Annotated in this window: 23 protein-coding genes; 8 read left to right on the top strand and 15 right to left on the bottom strand. The window is 69.4% G+C overall.

The features are described from left to right. Window positions 1-389 precede the first annotated feature (389 nt). Window positions 390-920, top strand: a complete 531-nt coding sequence (locus tag VJ693_RS08905) for a hypothetical protein (protein ID WP_324153383.1) — start codon at window positions 390-392, stop codon at window positions 918-920. Here VJ693_RS08905 and fahA read toward each other — a convergent pair whose 3' ends face one another. The 6 genes from fahA to VJ693_RS08935 all read right to left on the bottom strand — a co-directional run bounded on the left by fahA (window position 921) and on the right by VJ693_RS08935 (window position 7,179). Then, window positions 921-2,210: a fumarylacetoacetase gene (gene fahA / locus VJ693_RS08910; protein ID WP_414652246.1), complete on the bottom strand. Its 1,290-nt coding sequence runs from the start codon at window positions 2,208-2,210 to the stop codon at window positions 921-923. Then, complete coding sequence (locus tag VJ693_RS08915) at window positions 2,210-2,758, bottom strand: VOC family protein (RefSeq protein WP_324153386.1); 549 nt, start codon at window positions 2,756-2,758, stop codon at window positions 2,210-2,212. The genes fahA and VJ693_RS08915 overlap by 1 nt, the downstream gene beginning before the upstream one ends. A gap of 11 nt (window positions 2,759-2,769) precedes the next feature. After that, window positions 2,770-3,846, bottom strand: coding sequence for a 4-hydroxyphenylpyruvate dioxygenase (hppD, locus tag VJ693_RS08920; RefSeq protein ID WP_324153388.1), 1,077 nt, complete (start codon window positions 3,844-3,846; stop codon window positions 2,770-2,772). A gap of 204 nt (window positions 3,847-4,050) precedes the next feature. Continuing rightward, window positions 4,051-5,028 (bottom strand): tripartite tricarboxylate transporter substrate binding protein, encoded by a 978-nt coding sequence (locus tag VJ693_RS08925; protein WP_324153389.1) that lies wholly within the window; start codon window positions 5,026-5,028, stop codon window positions 4,051-4,053. Window positions 5,029-5,062: 34 nt separating this feature from the next. Further along, window positions 5,063-6,214 carry a CoA transferase gene (locus VJ693_RS08930; RefSeq protein WP_324153391.1) on the bottom strand — a complete coding sequence of 384 codons (1,152 nt, stop codon included), beginning with the start codon at window positions 6,212-6,214 and terminating at the stop codon, window positions 5,063-5,065. A 14-nt stretch (window positions 6,215-6,228) separates the two neighbouring features. Further along, a complete protein-coding gene (locus VJ693_RS08935) occupies window positions 6,229-7,179 on the bottom strand; it encodes a hydroxymethylglutaryl-CoA lyase (RefSeq protein ID WP_324153392.1) in 951 nt (316 codons plus the stop codon). Window positions 7,180-7,290: 111 nt separating this feature from the next. Between VJ693_RS08935 and VJ693_RS08940 the strand changes: the two genes are divergently transcribed. After that, window positions 7,291-8,190, top strand: a complete 900-nt coding sequence (locus VJ693_RS08940; RefSeq protein ID WP_324153394.1) for a LysR family transcriptional regulator — start codon at window positions 7,291-7,293, stop codon at window positions 8,188-8,190. Between the two features lie 75 nt (window positions 8,191-8,265). Here VJ693_RS08940 and VJ693_RS08945 read toward each other — a convergent pair whose 3' ends face one another. From VJ693_RS08945 to VJ693_RS08960, 4 genes are all read right to left on the bottom strand, one after another. Next, a complete protein-coding gene (locus VJ693_RS08945; RefSeq protein ID WP_324153395.1) occupies window positions 8,266-8,637 on the bottom strand; it encodes a hypothetical protein in 372 nt (123 codons plus the stop codon). A gap of 257 nt (window positions 8,638-8,894) precedes the next feature. Next, complete coding sequence (locus tag VJ693_RS08950) at window positions 8,895-10,334, bottom strand: sigma-54 dependent transcriptional regulator (protein ID WP_324153396.1); 1,440 nt, start codon at window positions 10,332-10,334, stop codon at window positions 8,895-8,897. Next, a complete protein-coding gene (locus tag VJ693_RS08955; RefSeq protein ID WP_324153398.1) occupies window positions 10,331-11,746 on the bottom strand; it encodes a HAMP domain-containing sensor histidine kinase in 1,416 nt (471 codons plus the stop codon). Before VJ693_RS08955 ends, VJ693_RS08950 begins: the two co-directional genes overlap by 4 nt. Window positions 11,747-11,826: 80 nt before the next feature. Further along, window positions 11,827-12,393 (bottom strand): DUF2242 domain-containing protein, encoded by a 567-nt coding sequence (locus tag VJ693_RS08960; protein WP_324153399.1) that lies wholly within the window; start codon window positions 12,391-12,393, stop codon window positions 11,827-11,829. Between the two features lie 81 nt (window positions 12,394-12,474). Between VJ693_RS08960 and VJ693_RS08965 the strand changes: the two genes are divergently transcribed. From VJ693_RS08965 to VJ693_RS08980, 4 genes are all read left to right on the top strand, one after another. Further along, window positions 12,475-12,777 (top strand): urease subunit gamma, encoded by a 303-nt coding sequence (locus VJ693_RS08965; protein ID WP_324153401.1) that lies wholly within the window; start codon window positions 12,475-12,477, stop codon window positions 12,775-12,777. Window positions 12,778-12,790: 13 nt separating this feature from the next. After that, window positions 12,791-13,096: an urease subunit beta gene (locus tag VJ693_RS08970; RefSeq protein WP_324153402.1), complete on the top strand. Its 306-nt coding sequence runs from the start codon at window positions 12,791-12,793 to the stop codon at window positions 13,094-13,096. Further along, complete coding sequence (ureC, locus tag VJ693_RS08975; RefSeq protein WP_324153403.1) at window positions 13,096-14,826, top strand: urease subunit alpha; 1,731 nt, start codon at window positions 13,096-13,098, stop codon at window positions 14,824-14,826. The genes VJ693_RS08970 and ureC overlap by 1 nt, the downstream gene beginning before the upstream one ends. 248 nt (window positions 14,827-15,074) lie before the next feature. Further along, window positions 15,075-15,443 carry a DUF1428 domain-containing protein gene (locus tag VJ693_RS08980; RefSeq protein WP_324153405.1) on the top strand — a complete coding sequence of 123 codons (369 nt, stop codon included), beginning with the start codon at window positions 15,075-15,077 and terminating at the stop codon, window positions 15,441-15,443. Between the two features lie 115 nt (window positions 15,444-15,558). Here the strand turns inward: VJ693_RS08980 and VJ693_RS08985 are convergent, their stop codons facing one another. Next, the gene (locus VJ693_RS08985) at window positions 15,559-16,893 is read right to left on the bottom strand and encodes a PLP-dependent aminotransferase family protein (protein WP_324153407.1); all 1,335 of its coding nucleotides are present in this window, start codon (window positions 16,891-16,893) and stop codon (window positions 15,559-15,561) included. A gap of 93 nt (window positions 16,894-16,986) precedes the next feature. Between VJ693_RS08985 and VJ693_RS08990 the strand changes: the two genes are divergently transcribed. Then, complete coding sequence (locus VJ693_RS08990) at window positions 16,987-17,616, top strand: DJ-1/PfpI family protein (protein WP_324153409.1); 630 nt, start codon at window positions 16,987-16,989, stop codon at window positions 17,614-17,616. On the opposite strand, the gene VJ693_RS08995 is transcribed toward VJ693_RS08990, so the two are convergent. From VJ693_RS08995 to VJ693_RS09010, 4 genes are all read right to left on the bottom strand, one after another. Continuing rightward, window positions 17,607-18,602 carry a cytochrome d ubiquinol oxidase subunit II gene (locus tag VJ693_RS08995; RefSeq protein WP_324153410.1) on the bottom strand — a complete coding sequence of 332 codons (996 nt, stop codon included), beginning with the start codon at window positions 18,600-18,602 and terminating at the stop codon, window positions 17,607-17,609. The two genes, VJ693_RS08990 and VJ693_RS08995, sit on opposite strands and share 10 nt — an antisense overlap. Further along, complete coding sequence (locus VJ693_RS09000; RefSeq protein WP_324153411.1) at window positions 18,599-19,972, bottom strand: cytochrome ubiquinol oxidase subunit I; 1,374 nt, start codon at window positions 19,970-19,972, stop codon at window positions 18,599-18,601. The genes VJ693_RS08995 and VJ693_RS09000 overlap by 4 nt, the downstream gene beginning before the upstream one ends. A gap of 127 nt (window positions 19,973-20,099) precedes the next feature. Further along, window positions 20,100-20,504 (bottom strand): type II toxin-antitoxin system death-on-curing family toxin, encoded by a 405-nt coding sequence (locus VJ693_RS09005; protein WP_324153413.1) that lies wholly within the window; start codon window positions 20,502-20,504, stop codon window positions 20,100-20,102. After that, window positions 20,501-20,725, bottom strand: a complete 225-nt coding sequence (locus tag VJ693_RS09010; RefSeq protein ID WP_324153414.1) for an AbrB/MazE/SpoVT family DNA-binding domain-containing protein — start codon at window positions 20,723-20,725, stop codon at window positions 20,501-20,503. The genes VJ693_RS09005 and VJ693_RS09010 overlap by 4 nt, the downstream gene beginning before the upstream one ends. A 62-nt stretch (window positions 20,726-20,787) precedes the next feature. Between VJ693_RS09010 and ureE the strand changes: the two genes are divergently transcribed. Beyond that, on the top strand, window positions 20,788-21,251 hold a 464-nt coding region (ureE, locus tag VJ693_RS09015), incomplete at its 3' end, for an urease accessory protein UreE (protein WP_324153416.1).

Consider the following 21,251-nt stretch of genomic DNA (forward strand, 5'->3'; position numbering starts at 1 on the left):
GGCCGACACCGGCTGCGTGGCCGCGCAGGGCAGGAAGCGCGCCTTGGCCAGCCCCGCCTCGACGTCGGCCAAGGTCGCCTCCCAGGGCTCACCGGCCGTTGCGCTGACACGGTAGACCACCAGATTCTTGAACATCAACAAGGCCACGGGGCCCTCCACACGAACATCACGTTGGGTCACATAGAAAACGGGCCGTCGCCGGCCCGAGCCCTCGATTGTCGGTGATGGGGACGCCCCGCACCGGGCACGGCGTTTGCCCCCTGGCGGGGTCAGGTTAGGGGGCTGCGCTGTCCTTGCCAAATGTCATATCCTCCTCCCCAGTGGATTGTTAGGTCCGCTACACTGATAAGGTTCCGGGGGGGATTCTCATGCTGTATCGAGGGATCTCAATGAAATATCGTGACGTGGTGATCTTCAGCGGTGACAAGTTCACCGTGCCGCAGAACATCCAGCGCATCGACCATCTGGCCACGCACGGATGGCAATTGCGCTACGGTGGTACCAAACTGTTCTCGGATCACACCAATGACGGCAGCGGCGCCAGCGCTTCGCTGGAGTCAGCCACCAAAGAGCTGATCCGCCGCATTGCCAAGCTGCCGGCGCCATCGCGCCTGCAGCAAAAACCCAACCACAACAAGACGAGCGACCTGCCGGTCGGCATCTCGGGCCCGATCGTGCGGCAGCGCCGAGGCGGCCGGGTGCGCGATTGCAGCCTGGCCGTGCTGTTGCCGCGTTACGGCCAGCCGGCGCGCCGGGTCAACGTCTACATCGGCACCGAGAACACCTACACGCCGGAGCGCTTCCAGGCGGCCCTGGCCAAGGCGGTCGAGTTGCGCGAGCAGGCCGTGGCCGCCTACGAGAAGGCGACGACGCGCGCGATGCGCGCCGCCGGCCGCGAGCTGAAAGAGACGCTGCGCTGATCAGGCGCCCGGCATCGGCCGGGCGGGCAGTACGGTGCCGCGGCATTCGCCGAAGCCGATGCGGCGCGCTCCCGCGCGCTCGCAGAAGGCCTTGAGGATGACCGTGTCGCCGTCTTCGAGGAAGCTGCGCTGCTCGCCGTTGCTCAAGGTGAGCGGTTGCTTGCCGCCGCCCGACAGCTCGAGCAGCGAGCCACCCTGCTCGGGCGACGGGCCCGACAGCGTGCCGGTGCCGAACAGGTCGCCCGTCTGCAGCAGGCAGCCGTTGACAGTGTGGTGCGTCACGAGCTGGGCCACCGTCCAGTAGGCGTCGGCGTAGTTCGAGCGCGAGAGGCAGTCGCCGGCGTGGCCGGCTTCGCGCATCCTGGCCGTCTGCAGCCAGACCTCGAGCTGGATGTCGATCGCGCCCTGCTCGCGGTTCGCCGCCGAATCCAGGTACGGCAGCGGCGCCGGGTCGCCCGCGGGCCGGTGGAACGGCTGGCGGAACGGCGCCAGCGCGTCCAGCGTGACCATCCACGGCGACACCGTGCTGGCGAAGTTCTTCGCCAGGAAGGGGCCGAGCGGCTGGTACTCCCAGCCCTGGATGTCGCGCGCGCTCCAGTCGTTGAACAGCGTCAGGCCGAACACATGGTCTTCGGCCTCGGCCATCGAGATCGGCTCGCCGGGCGCGTTCGGCCGGGCGATGAAGATACCGAGCTCCAGCTCGTAGTCGAGCCGGCGGCTGGGGCCGAAGTTCGGCGGGCTGCCTTCCGGCGCCGTCGCGGGGCGCGTCTGGCCCCAGGGGCGCGGGAAGGCCTGGCCGCTGACGCCGATGGTCGACGCGCGCCCGTGGTAGCCGATCGGCACCCACTTGTAGTTCGGCAGCAGCGGGTTGTCGGGGCGGAACTGCTTGCCCACCGTGGTGGCGTGGTGGATGCTCGTGTAGAAGTCGGTGTAGTCGCCGATGGCGCAGGGCACGCCCATCGTGACGGCCGACTGCGCAACCAGCGCGCCGCTCCACGCCGCCTCGTTCGGCGAGCCGGCGCGCAGGCCCTGCGACAGCGCATCGCGCAGGGCGCGGCGAGCCGCCTTGCCCTGCGCCATCAGCGCGCTCATGTCCGCCTGGTCGACGAGTCCGGCGGCCTGCAGGTCGAGGATCTGGTCGCCGATCGCGACGCCGAGGCGCCAGTCGCCCTCCGCCCCGACGCGAAAGCGCCCGAACGGCAGGTTCTGGATCGGGAAGTCGGTGGTCGCGTCGTTGGCCGACGCGACCCAGCTTCGCAGCGCCGGGTCGAGGCTTTCGTCCCCCCCGATCACGCCTTCAGCCCCTCGAACTCCTTCGCGTGCAAGAAGGCGGCGTGCTTGGGCGCGCGGCGGGTCTTGGACCACTCTTCCAGCATCTCCCACTTGACCTTGTCCAGAGCTTCGAGCTGGGCTTGCTCGGCCGGATCCGGGCAGGCCAGCTCGACGCGGTGGCCGTTGGGGTCGAAGAAGTAGATCGAGTGGAAGATGCCGTGGTCGGTGACGCCCAGCACCTCGACGCCGTTGGCCTCGAGGTGGGCCTTGAACTCGAGCAGCTCGGCCCGGTCCTTGACGCGGAAGGCGATGTGCTGCACCCACTCGGGCGTGTTCGGGTCGCGGCCCATCGGCGGCTGCGTGGGCAGCTCGAAGAAGGCCAGCACGTTGCCCATGCCGGCGTCGAGGAAGACGTGCATGTACGGATCCGGCGCCTTGGTCGATGGCACGTGGTCTTCGGCGATCGCCAGCACGAAGTCCATCTTCAGCATCTTCTGGTACCAGAGCACCGTCTCTTTCGCGTCCCTGCAGCGGTACGCGACGTGGTGGATGCGTTCAATCTTCATCGTGCGATTCCTCAGGCCGTCTGCAGCACGCCGCGGCGCAGTTGGTCGCGCTCCATCGATTCGAACAAGGCCTTGAAGTTGCCCTCGCCGAAGCCGTCGTCGCCCTTGCGCTGGATGAATTCGAAGAACACCGGGCCGAGCAGGGTCTGCGAGAAGATCTGCAGCAGCAGGCGCGACGTGCCACCCTGGGTGGAGCCGTCGAGCAGGATGCCGCGCGTCTTCAGCTCGGACACCTCCTCGCCATGGCCCGGCAGGCGCTCGGCGAGCATCTCGTAGTACACGTCGTTCGGCGCCGTCATTAGCGGGATGCCGGCCATCGCCAGCTGGTCGATCGTGGCCTTCAGGTCATCGGTGAGCAGCGCCACGTGCTGGATGCCCTCGCCGTTGAACTGCATCAGGAACTCCTCGATCTGGCCGGAGCCCTTCTTGGACTCCTCGTTCAGCGGGATGCGGATCCTGCCGTCCGGCGCGGTCATCGCCTTGCTGGTCAGCCCCGTGTATTCGCCCTGGATGTCGAAGTAGCGGATCTCGCGGAAGTTGAACAGCTTCTCGTAGAACCCCGCCCAGAAGGCCATGCGCCCGCGGTAGACGTTGTGCGTCAGGTGGTCGATCAGCCTCAGGCCATGGCCCTTCGGATGGCGATCGACGCCCTCGACGAATTCGAAATCGATGTCGTAGATGCTCTTGCCGTCTTCGTAGCGGTCGATCAGGTACAGCGGTGCACCGCCGATGCCCTTGATCGCGGGCAGCCGCAGCTCCATCGGCCCGGTCGGGATCTCGACCGGCTGCGCGCCCAACTCGAGCGCCCGGGCGTAGGCCTTGTGCGAATCCTTCACCCGAAAGGCCATGCCGCAGGCCGAGGGGCCGTGCTCGGCGGCGAAGTACGCCGCCAGGCTCTTGGGCTCGTTGTTGACGATGAAGTTGATCTCGCCCTGGCGGTACAGCAGCACGTTCTTCGAGCGGTGCTTGGCGACCAGCGTGAAGCCCAGCTTCTCGAACAGCGGCTCCAGCAGGTGGGGGGTGGGCGAGGCGAATTCGACGAACTCGAACCCCATCAGGCCCATGGGGTTGTCAAACAGATCGGCCATGTGTGTGCTCCTTGGGAATGTCACGGTCATTGAAGTAGATGCTTTCAATGGCCGCACACGGCGGAGCACAGGGTACGCCGCGCACACTGCGCGCGAGATGGTCGCCGATGACGAGCTGATAGACCGTTGTGGTCATGGCAGGGGCGACGGTGCGCGGGTGGCAGGTGAATCGTCAGTGTACTGTTTAATTCCGGCACTGCCAAGTCAGTCGAGCGTGACCCCGGCCTTCTGCACCAGCGCCGCGTACTTGGCCAGCTCGCTGCGGAAATAGGCGGCCGCGGCCTCCGGCGTGCTGGGGTGGATGTCGTTTCCCTGCCGGGCCATCGCCTCCCTGACCTCGGGCGACGCGAAGGCGGCCGCGAAGGCGTCGTGGATGCGCTTGATCTCGGCCGGCGGCAACCTGGCCGGGCCGACGACGGCGAACCAGCCCTCGACATCCACGCTCGGCAACCCCTGTTCGGCGATCGTCGGCAGCTCCGGCGCGGCGGGTGTGCGCTTGGCGCCCATCACGCCGATCGCGCGCAGCGCGCCGCTCTTCAGGTGGCCCTGCGCCGCCGGCAACGCGAGCACGCCCAACTCGACCTGGCCGCCGATCAGGTCGGCCACCATCGGGCCGACGCCCTTGTAGGGGATGTGCTTGACCTGGACGCCGCCGGCATCGACGAACATCTCCGCCGCGAGGTGCAGGATGGTGCCGTTGCCCGACGAGGCGTAATTGCAGGTATCCGGCCTGGCCTTCAGGTAGGCGACCAGCTCCTTGGCCGTCCTGGCCGGCACCTTGCCCGGGTTGACGACCAGCACCATCGGCGTCGTGCCCATCACGCTGATCGGCGTGATGTCGTCCAGCGCGTTGAAGGGCATCTTCTTGTAGACGCTGGGGTTGATCACGTGGTTGTTCGAGACCAGGCCGATCGTCAGCCCGTCGGGGGCCGACTTGACCAGGGCCGAGGTGCCGGTGATGCCGCCGGCACCGGGCAGGTTCTCGATCACGATCGGTTGCCCCCCCAAGGCCTTGGACAAGGCCGGCTGCGCGGCGCGGGCGATCGTGTCCACGCCCGAGCCCGGGCCGACCGGCAGGATCAGGCGCAGGGGCTTGTCCTGCGCCTGGGCAGCGGCGCGCAAGGGCCACAGCACGGTGGCTGCGAGCGCGAGTGCCGAACGGCGGGTGAAGCGGACGGTCATGGTCTTGTCTCCGATGTTGTCGAGGCGATGCGGTTCAGGCGCCGAGGCGGGCCAGCACCTCGCCGGTGTGCTCGCCCACGCGCGGCAGCGGTCGCTGTACGCCGGGGCGGCGGCCATCGAGGGTGAAAGGCAGCAGCATGGTCTGCGTCGTGCTGCCGTCTTCAGCCTCGATGGGCACCAGCGCGCCGCTTTGCAGCAGGTGGGCGTCGGTGGCGAGCTGGTCCGGCCGCGCGATCGGCGCATACGGCAGGCCGGCGGCCTCGAGTCGCGCCGACAGCTCGGCCACGTGGTGGCCCTGCAGGATCTCGCCCAGCCGGGCGAGCAGTCGGGGGCGAATCGCGACCCGCTGATCGTTCGTCGCCAGTGCCGGGTCGGCCAGCAGATCCGGCCTCTCGAGTACCTCGCACAGCACGCGCCAGCTCTTGTCGCTCACCGCGGCGATGAAAAGCTGGCCGTCGGCGAGCGTGAACACGTCGTAGACCGACCAGGGCGACGAGCGGCTGGGCATGGGCTTGGGCGCCTCGCCGCTCATCAAGTACTGCTGCAGGTGGGTGCCGACGAGGAAGCTGCAGTTCTCGAACAGCCCGCTCTGCACCTCCTGCCCGCGACCGGTACGCTGGCGCTCCCAAAGCGCGGCCAGCACGCCGATCGCGCCGAACATGCCGCCCATGATGTCGTTGACGCTGGCGCCGGCCCGCGTCGGCCGGCCCTCGGGGCCGGTCATGTACGACAAGCCCGCCATCATCTGCACGACCTCGTCGAGCGCCAGCCGGTTCTCGTAGGGGCCGGGCAGGAAACCCTTGAGCGACACGTAGACCAGCGCCGGGTGGTCCCTGGCGAGCGTCGCGTGGTCCAGGCCCATCTTCGCCATCAGCCCGGGGCGGAAGTTCTCGATCACCACGTCGGCCTGGCCGATCAGCGCCTTCGCGCTGGCCAGGCCCTCGGGGCTTTGCAGGTCCAGCACCACGCTCTTCTTGTTGCGGTTGAAGCTGCGGAAGAAGCCCAGCCCCACGCCGGACATGCGGCGCGTCTTGTCGCCCCCCGGCGGCTCGATCTTGATCACCTCGGCGCCGAGATCAGCCAGAATGAGGCCGCAGGTTGGGCCCATGACCATGTGGCTGAACTCGATCACGCGGATGCCTTCGAGCGGCAGGCGGCGGCCGGTGGAAGTGGGGGTGTCGTTCATCGTTCAGTGCTCGGTCAGGCGGCCACGGCCGCGGCCAGGGTCTTGGGCAGGCCGGCGCGCCACAGCGTGCCGTGCAGCGGCTCGCCGGCCAGCCAGTCGGCCACCCGGGCACGCAGCGCGAGCAGCTCGGGCAGGTCGATGCCGGTCGCGATGCCCATGCTCTGCAGCATGAACACCAGGTCTTCGGTGGCGGCGTTGCCGCTCGCGCCGGGCGCGTGCGGGCAGCCGCCGATGCCGGCCAGCGAAGCATCGAACCGCGCCACGCCCAGCTCGAGCGCAGCGTAGGCGTTGGCCAGCGCGAGGCCGCGGGTGTCGTGGAAGTGGCCGCACCAGAAGCGATCGCCGGCGATGCGCAGCGCCTGTTCGAACAGCCCGCGCACGGCGCGCGGGTTGGCGTAGCCGACGGTGTCGGCCAGGCTCACGCGGTCGGCGCCGGCATCGAGCAGGGCCTGCATCAGGCGCAGCACCTCGGCCGGCTTCACCTCACCTTGCAGTGTGCAGCCAAAGGCTGTGCCGACCCCGCCTTCGAGGATCGTCTTCGCCCCCGAGGCATCGCGCGCCGCACGGATGCGGCCCATCTCGGCCACCACCTCGTCGGGCGTCTTGCGCAGGTTGGCCAGGCTGTGGGCGTGGCTGGCCGACAGCGGCAGGATCAGCAGGTCGGCGCCGGCCTCGAGCGCGCCGTGGGCGCCCCTCAGGTTCGGCACCAGCACCGAGGCGCGAAGGCCGGGCAGCGTCTTCGCGAAGGCCAGCACGGCGGCGGTGTCGGCCAGTTGCGGCAGCAGCCGCGCCGGCACGAAGGAGCCCACCTCGATCTCGCGCAGGCCGGCGGCGTGGGCGTCGCGCAGCCAGTCGATCTTGCGCGCCGTCGACACGATGGTCGCGATGCTCTGCAGACCGTCGCGCAGGCCGACCTCGCGCACCACCGCGTGCTCGGGGAACTCTGGGCGCGGGACGATGGACATGCGGGTCTCCAGGGCTGTGATGGGGCGCAGTCTATGGATTCCCGTTCGCCTCTGAAGAGGTTTCTTGGAAGCAGTATCGTTCCGATTCGGAATGTCTGAACCGGAGCCCCCATGCTGCACAACGCCGACCCGACCACACTGCGTCTGTTCGTCGCCGTCTGCGAGGAAGGCAACATCGCCCGCGCCGCCGAGCGCGAGGCCATCGTGCCCTCGGCGATCAGCAAGCGCATCGCGGCGATGGAAGAGGAAGCCGGCGTGCAGCTGATCCAGCGCGGCCGGCGCGGCGTGACCCTGACCGCCGCCGGCCAGGCGCTGCTGCGCCAGGCCCGCGCCGTGCTCGGCGGGCTGGAGCGGCTGCATGCCGAGCTGAGCGAGTTCGCCAGCGGCGTGCAGGGCAGCGTGCGGGTGCTGGCCAGCATCTCGGTGCTCTCCGAGCAGTTGCCGGACGACCTGGCGGGTTTCCTCGCGCGCTACCAGTCGGTGCGGGTCAGCATCGAGGAGCGCGTCAGCGCCGAGATCGTGCGCCAGGTGCGCGAGGGTGCGGCCGACTTCGGCGTGTTGTGGGATGCCGGCGACATGCAGGGCCTGGCCACGCTGCCCTACCGCGAGGACGCCGTCGGCCTGGTCGTACACGCCGACAACCCGCTGGCCCGGCGCCGCGGGCTGCGCCTGCCTGAAGCGCTCGATCTCGAGATGGTCGGCGTTGCGCCCGGCAGCATCATGGAGACGATGTTGCGCCGCCATGCCGCTCGCGCCGGGCGAACCTGGAGCCCGCGCATCCAGGTGTCGACGCTCGACGCGGCCTGCCGCATCGTCGCGGCGCGCATGGGGGTGGCGATCCTGCCGAAGCAGGCCATCGAGCCGCACATGCAGGCCTTTGGCCTGCATTTCGTGCCGCTGGCCGAGCCCTGGGCCCGGCGGCGTTTCGTGATCTGCCTGCGCCAACACGCGACGCTGACGGCCGCGGCGCGGCTGCTGGTGGACCACCTCGTCCAGCGCGCCCGGATGTGAAAGGGCCGCGGTCCCCGGCACGGGACCGCGGCCAACCGAATCGGCGGCCGCGGCCGCCGTCCCGGAGCACAGGGCTCAGCGCGCGCGGCAGTTCACCGTCTTGCTCTTCACCACGGCGCCGTTGGCATCCAGCAGCGTGCCCGTGGCCTGGCCGCCGACGATGAAGTTCTTCGCGATCGGCGTCGCGCCCTTCTTGATGTCGCGCTTGTTGCTGTCGAAGTCGAACGCGACCTCGTCGCCCACGGTCTGCGCCAGCGGGCTCTGGGCCGTGTTGGCCCCCGAGCTCAGCCGGGCCGAGTACATGCCCGGCACGAGGTTGCTGCCGTCCACCGAGGCGCGCGAGCGGTCGGTGCGGGTCTCGCATTTCACAACCAGCGTGGCGCTCGCGTCGAGTGTCACCAGGCACAGGGCAGCGAAGGCACCCACGAGGGTCAGGGTCTTGTTCATCGCGTATCTCCGGTCGGTTGAAGGGTTCGTGAGGGTGGTTGCTTCGAGCGCGGCACCGCTCGTTGCATACCCACTGGCGCAAGCCCTGTGCCAAGAAATGTGCAAACGGCCCATTACGCAACGAGCGAATGCAAGACATTGATTTCAAAGGCGCATTTCGCCTTGGCGGCCCGGCACGAAGAGCCGTCGACGCCCGCGGCGCGTGGTCGGCCCCGGCGAGCGGGCCAAATCCCCCACCACCTGGTGGGGCAGATCGCTCAGTGCCGCCGCTCGCCGTCGCCGCGCGGGTCGGCCTCGGCGCCATCGGCCGTGCGCAGGCCCAAGCGCTCGAGCCGGTAGCGCAGCGTGTCGCGGCTGATGCCGAGCAGCCGCGCGGCCTGGGTCACGTTGCCGGCGGTGCGCTCCAGCGCGCGCTCGATCAAGCGGCGCTCGGCACGCTCGAGGTTCAGGTCGCCCGTGCCGGCCGCCTCGGCGCCGGCCGGCTCGTCGGCCACGGCCTCGAGCCCGGCGATCGCCAGCCCCAGGTCGCGCACACCAACCTCCTCGCCCTGCACCAGCAGCGCGACCTGCTCCATCGCGTTGCGCAGCTCGCGCACGTTGCCCGGCCACTTGTGGCGCAGCAACTCGCCGGCCGCGGCCGGCGACAGGTGCAGGTCGCCCTTGCGGTAGCGGTGACCATGCAGCCGCAGGAAGTGTCGCGCGAGGTCAAGGATGTCGTTGCCGCGCTCGCGCAGCGGCGGCACCTTCAGCTCGACGATGCGCAGCCGGTAGTACAGGTCGGCGCGGAACTGGCCGGCCTTGACCATCTGCTCCAGCGGCCGATGACTGGCGCTGACGATGCGCACGTTGACCCGCTGGTCGCGCAGGCCGCCCAGGCGCCGGAAACGCTTGTCCTCCAGCAGCTTCAGCAGCTTGACCTGGGTGGAAGCGTCGGCCTCACCGATCTCGTCGAGGAACAGCGTGCCACCCTCGGCCGTCTCGACCAGGCCGGCCTTGCGCTGGCGGGCATCGGTGAAGGCACCGCGCTCGTAGCCGAACAACTCGGCCTCGACCAGGTTGGCCGGCAGCGCGCCGCAGTTCAACTCGACGAAGGGCGCCGCGCGGCGCGGGCCGTCAAAATGCAGCGCACGCGCGACCAGCTCCTTGCCGGTGCCCGTCTCGCCCTGGATCAGCACGGCCGGCGCGTCGCTGTCGGCCAGGCGCTGCTCCGATTCGAGCAGCGTCGCAATGCGCTCGCGCAGCGCCAGCATCGCCGGCGAACGGCCGACGATCTTGTCCAGGCCGCTGCCCTCGGCCTGGCGCTGGGCGTAGTAGTGCACCGTCGTTTCCAGCCGGCCCTGGCTCATCAGCCGCTCGAGCGTCAGCTTCAGCTCGGCCAGGCCCAGCGGCTTGGTCAGGTAGTCGGCCGCGCCGGCCTTCATCGCCGTGACCGCGAGGTCGATGCCGCCGTGGCCGGTCATCATCACCACGCAGGCCGCCGGGTCGGCCGCCTTCAGCCGCTGCAGCGCCTCCAGCCCGGTCATGCCGGGCAGGTTGTGGTCCAGCAGCACGACATCGGGCCGGAACTCGTTGAACTGCGCCAGCCCGTCCTCGGCCGAGCCGGCGACCCGCGTCTCCCAGCCCTGGCGCTCGAGGTACAGCGCCAGGTTGCGCGCGAGCGTCTCTTCGTCGTCGATGATCAGGATGGCGCGGGTCATGTCGTCCGGCGGATCGAGCTTGGGGCGTTCTCGCGCGAGGCGCGGCCATCGCGCAGCGGCAGCGTCAGCGCGACGCGGGTGCCCAGGCCCGGGCCGGCGCTGTCGACCTGCAGGCCGCCCCCGAGACGCTCGGCCACGCGGCGCACCAGCGCCAGGCCGAGGCCCAGGCCGCGCGGCTTGGTGGTGAAGAAGGGGCGCGTGACCTCGCCGAGCTGTGCCGGGGCGATGCCGGCGCCGGCATCTTCGACGACGATGCGCACCCGCGCGCCGTCGCGCGCGGCCGACAGCCGCACGCGCTGGCCCGGCCCGGTGGCCTCGGCCGCATTGCTGAGCATCGAGGCCAGCATCTGCGCCAGCAGCACCGGGTCGACCGCCACCGCGCCCAGCTCGGGCGCCAATGCCGCCTCGAAGGGCTTGCCCTGGCCGGCGAACTCGCTGCGAAAGCGTGCCTCGGCGTCGCGCAGCGCCTGGCCCAGGTCGGCTTGGCCGCTGGCCTCGGCCGGGCCGCGGGCGTAGGTCAGCAGCGTGCGCACCAGGTGCTCGATGCGGTCGGCCTGGGCGATCACCTCGTCGGCGAGCCCGGGCGGCGCATCGGCGCCGAGCTCGCGCTGCAGCTCGGCCGAGCTGCGCAACGAACCGAGCGGGTTGCGGATGCTGTGCGCCACCGCGGCCGAGATCTCGCCGACCATCGCCAGCGCCTCGGCTTCGACCAGCAGCGACTGCTGCTCGCGCAGCGCCCGAGCGGTGCGGCGCACATACCAGGCGAGGCTCGCGAACAGGAACAGCCCGCCGATCAGGGCACCGGCCCAGACCAGGCGCTGGCCGCTGCGGATCGCCTCGAGCAGCGCCAGCGGCCGGCGGTACAGCTCGATGACGCCGATCGGCCGCTCGCCCGCCTCGCCGTAGACCGGCAGGTAGTTCTCGACGAAATCCGAGGGCCGGGCGCCGAGCAGCATGTGCTCGGCCTTGGGGTCCTTGGCCGCATCGTCGTCGTCTTCGCGGTGCACGACCACCTCGCCGGCGAGCGACCGGTCGAGCTCGTCGTTGGCCGGGAAGGCCCGGCCGATCATTTCCGGGCGGCTGGACCACAGCACCCGGCGCTCGGTGGTGTAGGCGTTGGCACGCAGCACATCCGGCATGGCCGCCACGTGGGCGAAGAACTCGGTGAAGCCGGGCTGCGACTCGACACCGCGGCTGCTGAACGCATCGGCCACCTTCTGCGTGTTGACGATGCTCTGCACGAAATCGCGGCTCAGCACCGCATCGCGCTCGAGCAGCCGGCTCTCGATGAAGCTGGTCAGCAGCCAGGCCATGCCCACGCTGAAAGCGGCGATCGCGGCCGCGCCGGTGAGCACGAACCAGCCCATCAGGCCCAGGCGCGGGGGGGCGGCGGTGGAGGCTGCGTCCGGCATGCCACGACGATAACCACAAACCACGGCCGGGTTCGACCCGGCCGAACCCGGGGCTGCGCCGGCGCAAGCGCGCCGCTGCGCTACTCGGTGGCCGACTGCTCGCGCAGGTAGCGCTGCATCAGGGCGAAGAAGCGGTCATAGAACGGGCCGGCGGGGATCGTCTCGCTGGCCACCTTGACCAGCGAATCGTCGCTGGCCGTCAGCGGGATGGACACCGAGCCGATCGCCGCCAGGCCGACGCTGGCCGAGTTCGGGCTCTTCTTCAGCGCGTAGCGATCCTGCAGCGCGTTGACATAGGCGGTGGCGAGCTTGCCGTCCGTCCCGTCTGACGCGCAGACGACGTGGAACTCGATCTGCACGTGCACGTCGCCCTCGGGCTGAAAGCTCTTGGTGCCGTTGATCGCATCGCCCTTGACCACCGACACCAGGTAACCCTGGCTCAGCAGCGCGCGCCGCGCCGCCTCGCAGGTGGCGTCGACCGGCGCATCGAACAGGCGCGAGAAGACCTCGCTCGATTCGAAGCCTTCGTTCTGGTAGACCTTCAGCTTCGACGGCGGGTTCAGCGTGCAGCCGCTGGCCAGGGTCAGCGCGGCGGCCGCCGAGAACGCCAGGCCCGCACGCAGGGGCGAAAAGTGTCGGTTGCGCATCGGCCTGGATTATCTGGCATTCGCCTTGCTGGATACTCGCCTGCGCCGCGCGCCGCCCGAAGCGCCCCCGCTGGAGACCCGATGGACCTGACCCCCCGCGAAAAAGACAAGCTGCTGATCTTCACCGCCGCGCTGCTGGCCGAGCGCCGCCGCGCGCGCGGCCTGAAGCTCAACGTGCCGGAGGCGATCGCGCTGATCACCGCCGCGATCATGGAAGGCGCGCGCGACGGCAAGACCGTGGCCGAGCTGATGAGCGAAGGCAAGACCGTGCTGAGCCGTGCCGACGTGATGGACGGCGTGGCCGAGCTGGTCCCCGAGATCCAGGTGGAGGCCACCTTCCCCGACGGCACCAAGCTGGTGACCGTGCACCAACCGATCGCGTGAAGGAGGCCACGGCATGGTCCCTGGAGAACTGTTGACCGAGCCCGGCGAGCTGGCGCTGAACCCCGGCCGCCGCACGATCACCCTCGTGGTCGAGAACGCCAGCGACCGGCCGATCCAGGTCGGCTCGCACTACCACTTCGCCGAGACCAACGCCGGCCTGCGCTTCGACCGCGCCGCCGCCCGCGGCATGCGGCTGAACATCGCCTCGGGCACGGCCGTGCGCTTCGAGCCGGGCCAGCAGCGCACCGTCGAGCTGGTCGACCTGGCCGGCACGCGCACCGTGTTCGGCTTCCGCGGCCTGGTGCAAGGAGCGCTGTGATGACCAGCAAGATCGGGCGACGCGCCTATGCCGAGATGTTCGGCCCCACCGTCGGCGACCGGCTGCGCCTGGCCGACACCGGCCTGGTCATCGAGGTCGAGCAGGATCTGACGCTGCGCGCCGGCGGCTACGGCGAAGAGGTCAAGTTCGGCGGCGGCAAGACCATCCGCGACGGCATGGGCCAGAGCCAGGTGCCCAATGGCCCCGGCGCGAGCGAGGCGATGGACTGCGTGATCACCAACGCGCTGATCCTCGACCACTGGGGCATCGTCAAGGCCGACATCGGCCTGAAGGGCTCGCGCATCGCGGCCATCGGCAAGGCCGGCAACCCCGACGTGCAGCCCGGCGTCGACATCGTCATCGGCCCGGGCACCGAGATCATCGCCGGCGAGGGGATGATCGTCACCGCCGGCGGCATCGACAGCCACATCCATTTCATCTGCCCGCAGCAGATCGACGAAGCGCTGTCGTCCGGCGTCACGACGATGCTCGGCGGCGGCACCGGCCCGGCCACCGGCACCTTCGCGACCACCTGCACGCCCGGCCCCGAGAACCTCGAGCGCATGCTGCTCGCGGCCGACGCCTTCCCGATGAACCTGGGCTTTCTCGGCAAGGGCAACGCGAGCCGGCCGGAAGCGCTGCGGCAGCAGATCGAGGCCGGCGCGATCGGGCTGAAGCTGCACGAGGACTGGGGCACGACGCCGTCGGCGATCGACTGTTGCCTGAGCGTGGCCGAAGAGACCGACACGCAGGTCTCGATCCACAGCGACACGCTGAACGAATCGGGCTTCGTCGAGGACACCATCGCAGCCACGAAGGGCCGCACGCTGTGCGCCTTCCACACCGAGGGCGCGGGCGGCGGGCACGCACCCGACATCCTGAAGGTGGTCGGCGAGGCCAACTTCCTGCCCTCGTCGACCAACCCGACGATGCCCTACACCGTCAACACGGTGGACGAGCACCTGGACATGCTGATGGTGTGCCACCACCTCGACGCGTCCATCGCCGAGGACCTGGCCTTCGCCGAGAGCCGCATTCGGCGCGAGACGATCGCGGCCGAGGACGTGCTGCACGACCTGGGCGCGATCAGCATGATGTCGTCCGACAGCCAGGCCATGGGCCGCGTCGGCGAGGTCATCATCCGCACCTGGCAGACGGCGCACAAGATGAAGGCGCAACGCGGCACGCTGGACGGTGATTCCGAGCGCAACGACAACCTGCGTGCGAAGCGCTACATCGCCAAGTACACGATCAACCCGGCGATCGCCAACGGTATCGCGCACGAGGTGGGCTCGATCGAGGTCGGCAAATGGGCCGACCTCGTCTTCTGGCGCCCCGGCTTCTTCGGCGTCAAGCCCAGCCTGGTCCTCAAGGGCGGCTTCATCGCGTTGGCCGCGATGGGCGACCCGAACGCCAGCATCCCGACGCCGCAGCCGGTGCACATGCGGCCGATGTTCGGCGCCTTCGGCGGCGCGCTCGCCCGCGGGTCCTTGAGCTTCGTCAGCCAGGCCGCGCTCGCCGGCGGCGTGGCCGAGAGCTACGGGCTGCACAAGCGCCTGGCCGCGGTGAAGGGTTGCCGCAGCGCCACCAAGCGCGACATGGTCCACAACGCCTACACCCCGGCGATGCAGATCGACCCGCAGACCTACGAAGTGCGCGCCGACGGGCAGCTGCTGCGCTGCGAGCCGGCGGCGCTGCTGCCGATGGCGCAGCGGTACTTCCTGTTCTAGCGGGCGCGTCGAACCCCACGAGCCGCGCGGGAACCATGGCGACCATGGCGGCGAGGCGCATGGCTAGAACCGGCCAGTCCGAAGCGGATGTTGTCGAAAGGCAGTGCTCGGGCGAGCCAGCGCCGCTACAGGACGCGCGCCCGCGCACCGGGCAGACAATGTCGAATCGGCTTGCTTCCGTTCGTCGTCGAGGTACGACGTGCCCTCAGGGGGGTGCGTCGACCGGTCAACCCCACAGGAGTGAAGGCATGTCCTACATCGACGGTTTCGTGATCGCGGTTCCAATCGCCAACAAGCAGAAGTTCATCGAGCACGCGCGTCATTTCGATCCACTGTTCATCGAGTTGGGCGCGATCCGTGTGATCGAGGGATGGGGCGATGATGTCCCCGACGGCAAAGTCACCGATTTCCGCCGTGCGGTCCAGGCCACGGCCGAGGAAACGGTGGCCTTTGCGTGGGTCGAATGGCCCGACAAGGCCACGCGCGACGCCGCCATGAAGAAGATGATTGAAGATCCGCGCATGGACCCGTCCACACCCGGCAATCCCCCCATGCCCTTCGACGGCAAGCGCATGATCTTTGGCGGCTTCGAACAGGTGGTCGAAGTGAAGGCCTGAACGGCGGTGCGACTCCGCAGCTGGACGTGGGATGCGCCACGGCGGGCGTGGTGCCGCACCCCGCAGCGCCGTGGCGCTGCCATTGCCTGACCCCATGCCTCGAACTCGCACGACCTCAATACGATTGATCGTCGATCACGCGCCTGACCTTCTCCAAGGCGTCGCGTAGCGCGTCCAGCCCGACGGATCCGAGTGCCAGGCGCAGCGCATGGGGCACCTGGGCGGTGGTCGCGAAGGGCTCGGCCGTCGACACCGAAATGCGATCGGACATGAGTGCCATGGCCACCTGGTCGGCACGAAGCTCTGCTGCCAACGGGAGCCAGACGAAGTAGGACGCCGGATGCCGAACAGGTCGAAGTCCGGTGAGAATTTCGCCGGCGATCGCTTGCCGGGTCGTCGCGTCTTGCCGCTTTTCCGCCTCGAGCCGTGCGACGGTGCCGTCATCCAGCCATCCGCAGGCGATTGCCGTCATCACGCTGGGCGTGTTCCAGGTGGTGGCCCGGATCGCGCGTCCGATCTTCGGCCCCCACGCAGCCGGTGCGGCGACAAAGCCGACGCGCAGCCCGGTCGCCACACTTTTCGAGATTCCGCCAACGTAGACCGTCAACTCCGGTGCCAGCGCCGCCAGGGGAGCGGGCGGATCGGCCGCGAGGAAGGCGTAGGCCGCATCTTCGATGATGAGCAGCCCATGCCGACGCGCTGTCGCCACCAGCTGCCGCCGGCGGCTCGCGCCCATCACCCACCCCAGCGGGTTGTGCAGCGTCGGCATCGCGTACACGGCCCGCACCCGCCGGCGTTTGCACAAGGCCTCCAGCGCGTCCAGATCGGGGCCCTGGCCTGCCGCGGGGATCGGCGCGAGTTCCAGGCGATGCGCTTCGGCGAGCACCTTGAACCCCGGGTAGGTCAGCGCGTCGGTGGCGACCACGTCCCCAGGCTGCAGCAGCGCCATGACCACCGTCGCCAGCCCATGCTGCGCTCCACCCACGATGGCCACCTGGTCCGCGCCGACCGCCAGGCCCCTGCGCGCCAGGTGACGCGCCACGATCGCTCGCTCGTGGGGGCGGCCGCCGTGAGGCTGGTAGCGCAACAGCGCTTCCAGATCACCGGATGAGGCCAGTTGTCGCAGCGCCGATCGAAGCAATTCGGCCTGGCCGGGCAATGACGGATAGTTGAAGTTCAGATCCACCATGCCGGCTGCGGCGGCCTGCTGGTCGATGCCCAGATCGCGCGGCAGCAAGGTCTCCCGGACGAAGGTGCCACGACCGGTCTCGCCGCTGACCAGGCCCATGGCCTCGAGCTCTGCATAGACGCGGGTGGCGGTGACGAGGGCCAGGCCTTCCCTGGCGGCGAGCTCACGGTGCGTGGGCAGGCGGGTGCCCGGCGCCAGCCGGCCCTGTCGAATCTCGGCGGCCAGCGTGTCTACCAGCGTCTTGTACCGGGCATGGGCCATGCGGCAATGTATCCATGACAATTATTTGATTGTATTGATCATGTTGCCTACGATGCCACCTCGCCACGGACCTGGCGCCAACTGGACATCACCATGCACATCGCCATCCTGACCTTCGATGGTTTCAACGAACTCGACTCTCTGATCGCGCTCGGCGTCCTCAACCGTGTCAAGAAGCCGGGCTGGCGGGTGTCGATCGCCAGCCCCGGCGCGCGCGTCCGGTCGATGAACGGCGTGTTGCTCGAAGCCCAGGCCAGCTTGCGCGAGGCCAATGCTGCCGATGCGGTGATCATCGGCAGTGGCGCGCAGACGCGGGAGGTCGTCGCCAACGCGGCCCTGATGTCGCAGCTGCAGTTCGACTCTGCCCGGCAACTGCTGGGCGCGCAGTGCTCCGGCGCGCTCGTGCTGGCCAAGCTGGGGCTGCTGGATGGGCTGCCCGCGTGCACCGACCTGATCACGAAGCCCTGGGTCGAGGAGGCCGGCATCGAGGTGCTGAACCAGCCATTCGTCGCCAAGGGCAACATCGCGACGGCGGGCGGCTGCCTCGCGTCGCCCTATCTGGCCGCCTGGGTGATCGCCCGCCTGGAGGGCATCGAGGCGGCCAGGAGCGCGGTGCACTACGTCGCACCGGTGGGGGAGAAGGATGACTACGTCGCGCGGGCGATGCGCAACATCACACCCTTTCTCGAAGGGCCATCCGCCTGCCGACCACTTCAGCCGTAGCTCAGCGCCCTCACCTTGCCCCGGAACACCCGGTAGGAGAACACCGTGTAGCCGGCGATCGCGGGCACGGTGATCGCGCAGCCGACGAGGATGAAGGCGAGCGACTTCGGCGCGCTCGCGGCCTGCCAGATCGTCATTCGGTCCATCACCACGTAGGGGAACAGGCTGAACGCGAGGCCGATGCCGCCCATCAGGAAGACACCGACGATGGCGGCGAACGGCAGCCAGGCCAGCCGCCCGGTGGCGCCGCGCGAGCGCAGCACGACCAGCGCCGTGACCAGCGCGACCAGCGTGATGAGCGGGATCGGCAGCAGCGCAATGAAATCGGGCATGCGGAACCAGCGCTCGCGCACCGTCTGGCTCACCAGCGGCGTCGCGATCGAGATCAGGCCCATGCCCACCACCACCGGTGCCCAGGCCAGTCGCGCCCAGTGCACCGCCTTGGCCTGCAGCGGCCCTTCGGTCTTCATCACCAGCCAGCAGGCGCCCATCAGCACGTAGGCGGCCGGCAAGGCCAGCGCGATCAGCGCGGCAAAGACCTGCGTCAGCGCGCCTTCGGCAAAACCGGTGATGTAGCGCCCGAGCATCCAGCCCTGCGCCACGGCGGTGATCGTGGAGCCGGCGATGAAGGCGCGGTTCCACAGCGGCTGGTGCTGGTCGCGCGCCTTGACGCGAAAGTCGAAGGCCACCCCGCGCAGCGTCAGGCCCAGCAGCATCAGCGCGACCGGCAGGTACAGCGCGGTCAGCACCACGCCGTGCGCCTTCGGGAAGGCGATCAGCAGGATGCCGACGCCCAGCACCAGCCACGTTTCGTTGGCATCCCAGAACGGGCCGATCGACGCGATCATCAGGTCGCGCTCGTCGCGGCCTGCCCGGTGCATCAGCATGCCGACGCCGAGGTCGTAGCCGTCGAGCACCACGTAGGTCAGCATCGCCACCCCCATCAGGCCCATGAAGACGACGGGCATCCATTCCGAGGCGTTCATGCGCGACCCTCCTGGGCAGCCCCTGCGCCACCCTGCACCGCCGCCGACGGCGGCACCAGCGGCTTCTCGCCCATGTAGCGCAGCACCGTCACGTAGGCCACGATCAGCACGGCGTACAGCAGGAGGTAGCCGGTGAGCGTCAGCGCGATGTGCGCGGGCGGCGTCGACGAAGCCACGTCCGCCGTGCGTAGCAGGCCCTGGACGATCCACGGCTGGCGGCCGATCTCGGTGACGTACCAGCCGGCCACCGTGGCCACCCAGCCCGAGAAGCTCATCCAGCGCAGCACCTGCAGCCAGGCCCGGGGCAGCCGCTCGGGCTGCCACTGCAGCCTCTTCAGCCACCACCAGCTCAGCCAGCTCACCGCCAGCATCGCGAGGCCCATGCCGACCATGATGCGAAACGCAAAGAACAGCGGCGCGACGGGCGGGTGCCGGCCTTCGAATTCGTCGAGGCCGCGCAGCGCACCATCGCTGTCGTGCGTGAGGATCAGCGCGGCGCCGCGCGGCAGCTCGATCGAATATCGGTTGGCCCTGGCCTGCTGGTCGGGCCAGGCCATGAGCACCAGCGGCGCGCCGCGCTCGCTGTGCCACAGCGCCTCCATCGCAGCGATCTTCTGCGGCTGGTGCTCGAGCGTGTTCAGCCCGTGCAGGTCGCCGACGAAGATCTGCACCGGGATCAGCACGGCCGCCACGACGACGGCGGCTCGCAGCACCTGCCCCGCCGCCGGGCTCGCCGTGCCGCGCAGGTAGCGCACGGCCGTGGCGCCGGCGATCAGGAAGCTGGTCGTCAGCCCCGAGGCCAGCAGCATGTGCACGAGCCGGTAGGGGAACGAAGGGTTGAACAACACGCCGAGCCAGCTGTCGACGTGGAATTCGCCATTGACGATGGCGTGGCCGGTGGGCGTCTGCATCCAGGAGTTCAGGCTCAGGATCCAGAACGCGCTCAGCGTGGTGCCGAACGCCACCAGCACGGTGGCCACCAAATGCATGCGCTCGGACACGCGCTCGGCGCCGAACAGCATCACGCCGAGGAAGGTGGCTTCGAGGAAGAAGGCCGTCAGCACCTCGTAGCCCAGCAGCGGCCCGGCGATGTTGCCGGCCTTTTCCATGAAGCCCGGCCAGTTGGTGCCGAACTGGAAGCTCATCGTGATGCCGCTGACCACGCCGAGCGCGAAGGTCAGCGCGAAGATCTTGGTCCAGTAGCGCCATGCGACCAGCCAGCGCTCGTCGCGCGTGGCCAGCCAGCGGGCACGGTAGAACACCAGCCACCAGCCCAGGCCGATGCTGATCGACGGGAACAGGATGTGGAAGGTGATGTTGGCGGCGAACTGCAGGCGCGCCAGCAGCAGCGGGTCGAGCAAGGTGTCCATGCGGCCGGTCCCTTTCGCTGCCGCATGCTGACGCACGCGGACTCATTCGTGGGCCCATGCCCTTGCATGCAGGTGGGGCATGCGTCACCACGCGCTGGCCCCAGGGCCAGGACACCGCGGTGACCGGTCAGCGGGCCTGCATCCGGCTGCGGATCCAGGCCGCGATGGCGGCCTCGTCGAGTGAGCCTTCGGCGACGGCCAGCATGGTCAGCACACAATCGGCATCGTCGGCGATGAGCTCCTGGCGGTTCAACGCGAGGAACAGTTCCGCCGCCACGAACGCGGTTCGCTTGTTGCCATCGATGAACGGGTGGTTGCGCGCGAGTCCATGCCCGTAAGCCGCAGCCAGTTCCGCCACATCGGGCTCGCCGTAGGCGGCGAGATTCCGCGCACTCGCCAGCGCCGATTCGAAAAGGCCGGCATCGCGAACGCCGGCCGCACCGCCATGTTCGGCCAGTTGTTCTTCGTGGACCGCGGCGAGCACCTGGGCATCGAGCCAGACCCAGCCCTGCGGGGGCACGCTCGGGCTCACTTCGCCAGCTCGTGCAAGACGCTGCGCCGCTTCTTCATGATGCGGCGCGCCTCGGTCATCTGGGCCTCGAACTCGGCGCTGTAGGGCGTGAGCATCACGCCGTTCGCCGCGTCGGTGAGATAGACCGTATCGCCCTTCTCGAGCTTCAACCGCGCGAGCACTTCCTTGGGCAGGATCACGCCGACCGAGTTGCCGATCTGGGTGAGTTTCAGGGCGGTCATGGCGGGGCTCCGGGGCGTTATAACATTTGTTATTATCCCCGCCTTCGACCGCCGCACAAGCCATGCTGAACGTCACCAAACTCATGCCGCAAGGTCGCGGCCTCGCCGCGGCGCTGCTCAAGCGCGCCGCGACCGTGGAACTCGATTGGGATGTGCGGCAGAAGAGCCGCTTCGACGCGACCGACAGCCAGGGGCGCGCACTGGGCGTGTTCCTGCCGCGCGGCACCGTGGTGCGCGGCGGCGACGTGCTGGTGGCCGAGGACGGCAGCCTGATCGCCGTGAAGGCCGCCGCGCAGCCGGTGCTCGAAGTGCGAGCCTGTGCCGAGCACGGCACGCCGCTGGATTTGCTGCGTGCGGCCTACCACTTGGGCAACCGCCACGTGCAGCTCGAGGTGCAGCCCGATCACCTGAAGCTCGAACCCGACCACGTGCTGGCCGACATGCTGCGCCAGCGCCACCTGATCGTCACCGATACGCAGGCCGCGTTCGAGCCCGAGGGCGGCGCATATGCGGCCGGCGGCGGGCA

Source organism: Ideonella sp. (genome assembly GCF_035254525.1).
Taxonomy (GTDB): Bacteria; Pseudomonadota; Gammaproteobacteria; order Burkholderiales; family Burkholderiaceae_C; genus Ideonella.

Bases quoted from the DNA above. Each gene is read 5' to 3' on its own strand.
- VJ693_RS08925 (WP_324153389.1), bottom strand. From the start codon at position 5,028: ATGACCGTCCGCTTCACCCGCCGTTCGGCACTCGCGCTCGCAGCCACC.
- VJ693_RS08955 (WP_324153398.1), bottom strand. From the start codon at position 11,746: ATGCCGGACGCAGCCTCCACCGCCGCCCCCCCGCGCCTGGGCCTGATG.
- VJ693_RS08940 (WP_324153394.1), top strand. From the start codon at position 7,291: ATGCTGCACAACGCCGACCCGACCACACTGCGTCTGTTCGTCGCCGTC.
- VJ693_RS08985 (WP_324153407.1), bottom strand. From the start codon at position 16,893: ATGGCCCATGCCCGGTACAAGACGCTGGTAGACACGCTGGCCGCCGAG.
- VJ693_RS09000 (WP_324153411.1), bottom strand. From the start codon at position 19,972: ATGGACACCTTGCTCGACCCGCTGCTGCTGGCGCGCCTGCAGTTCGCC.
- VJ693_RS09010 (WP_324153414.1), bottom strand. From the start codon at position 20,725: ATGACCGCCCTGAAACTCACCCAGATCGGCAACTCGGTCGGCGTGATC.
- VJ693_RS08980 (WP_324153405.1), top strand. From the start codon at position 15,075: ATGTCCTACATCGACGGTTTCGTGATCGCGGTTCCAATCGCCAACAAG.
- VJ693_RS08950 (WP_324153396.1), bottom strand. From the start codon at position 10,334: ATGACCCGCGCCATCCTGATCATCGACGACGAAGAGACGCTCGCGCGC.
- VJ693_RS08960 (WP_324153399.1), bottom strand. From the start codon at position 12,393: ATGCGCAACCGACACTTTTCGCCCCTGCGTGCGGGCCTGGCGTTCTCG.
- VJ693_RS08995 (WP_324153410.1), bottom strand. From the start codon at position 18,602: ATGAACGCCTCGGAATGGATGCCCGTCGTCTTCATGGGCCTGATGGGG.
- VJ693_RS08990 (WP_324153409.1), top strand. From the start codon at position 16,987: ATGCACATCGCCATCCTGACCTTCGATGGTTTCAACGAACTCGACTCT.
- VJ693_RS08965 (WP_324153401.1), top strand. From the start codon at position 12,475: ATGGACCTGACCCCCCGCGAAAAAGACAAGCTGCTGATCTTCACCGCC.
- VJ693_RS08935 (WP_324153392.1), bottom strand. From the start codon at position 7,179: ATGTCCATCGTCCCGCGCCCAGAGTTCCCCGAGCACGCGGTGGTGCGC.
- VJ693_RS08905 (WP_324153383.1), top strand. From the start codon at position 390: ATGAAATATCGTGACGTGGTGATCTTCAGCGGTGACAAGTTCACCGTG.
- VJ693_RS08970 (WP_324153402.1), top strand. From the start codon at position 12,791: ATGGTCCCTGGAGAACTGTTGACCGAGCCCGGCGAGCTGGCGCTGAAC.
- VJ693_RS08930 (WP_324153391.1), bottom strand. From the start codon at position 6,214: ATGAACGACACCCCCACTTCCACCGGCCGCCGCCTGCCGCTCGAAGGC.
- VJ693_RS08915 (WP_324153386.1), bottom strand. From the start codon at position 2,758: ATGAAGATTGAACGCATCCACCACGTCGCGTACCGCTGCAGGGACGCG.
- hppD (WP_324153388.1), bottom strand. From the start codon at position 3,846: ATGGCCGATCTGTTTGACAACCCCATGGGCCTGATGGGGTTCGAGTTC.
- VJ693_RS08945 (WP_324153395.1), bottom strand. From the start codon at position 8,637: ATGAACAAGACCCTGACCCTCGTGGGTGCCTTCGCTGCCCTGTGCCTG.
- ureC (WP_324153403.1), top strand. From the start codon at position 13,096: ATGACCAGCAAGATCGGGCGACGCGCCTATGCCGAGATGTTCGGCCCC.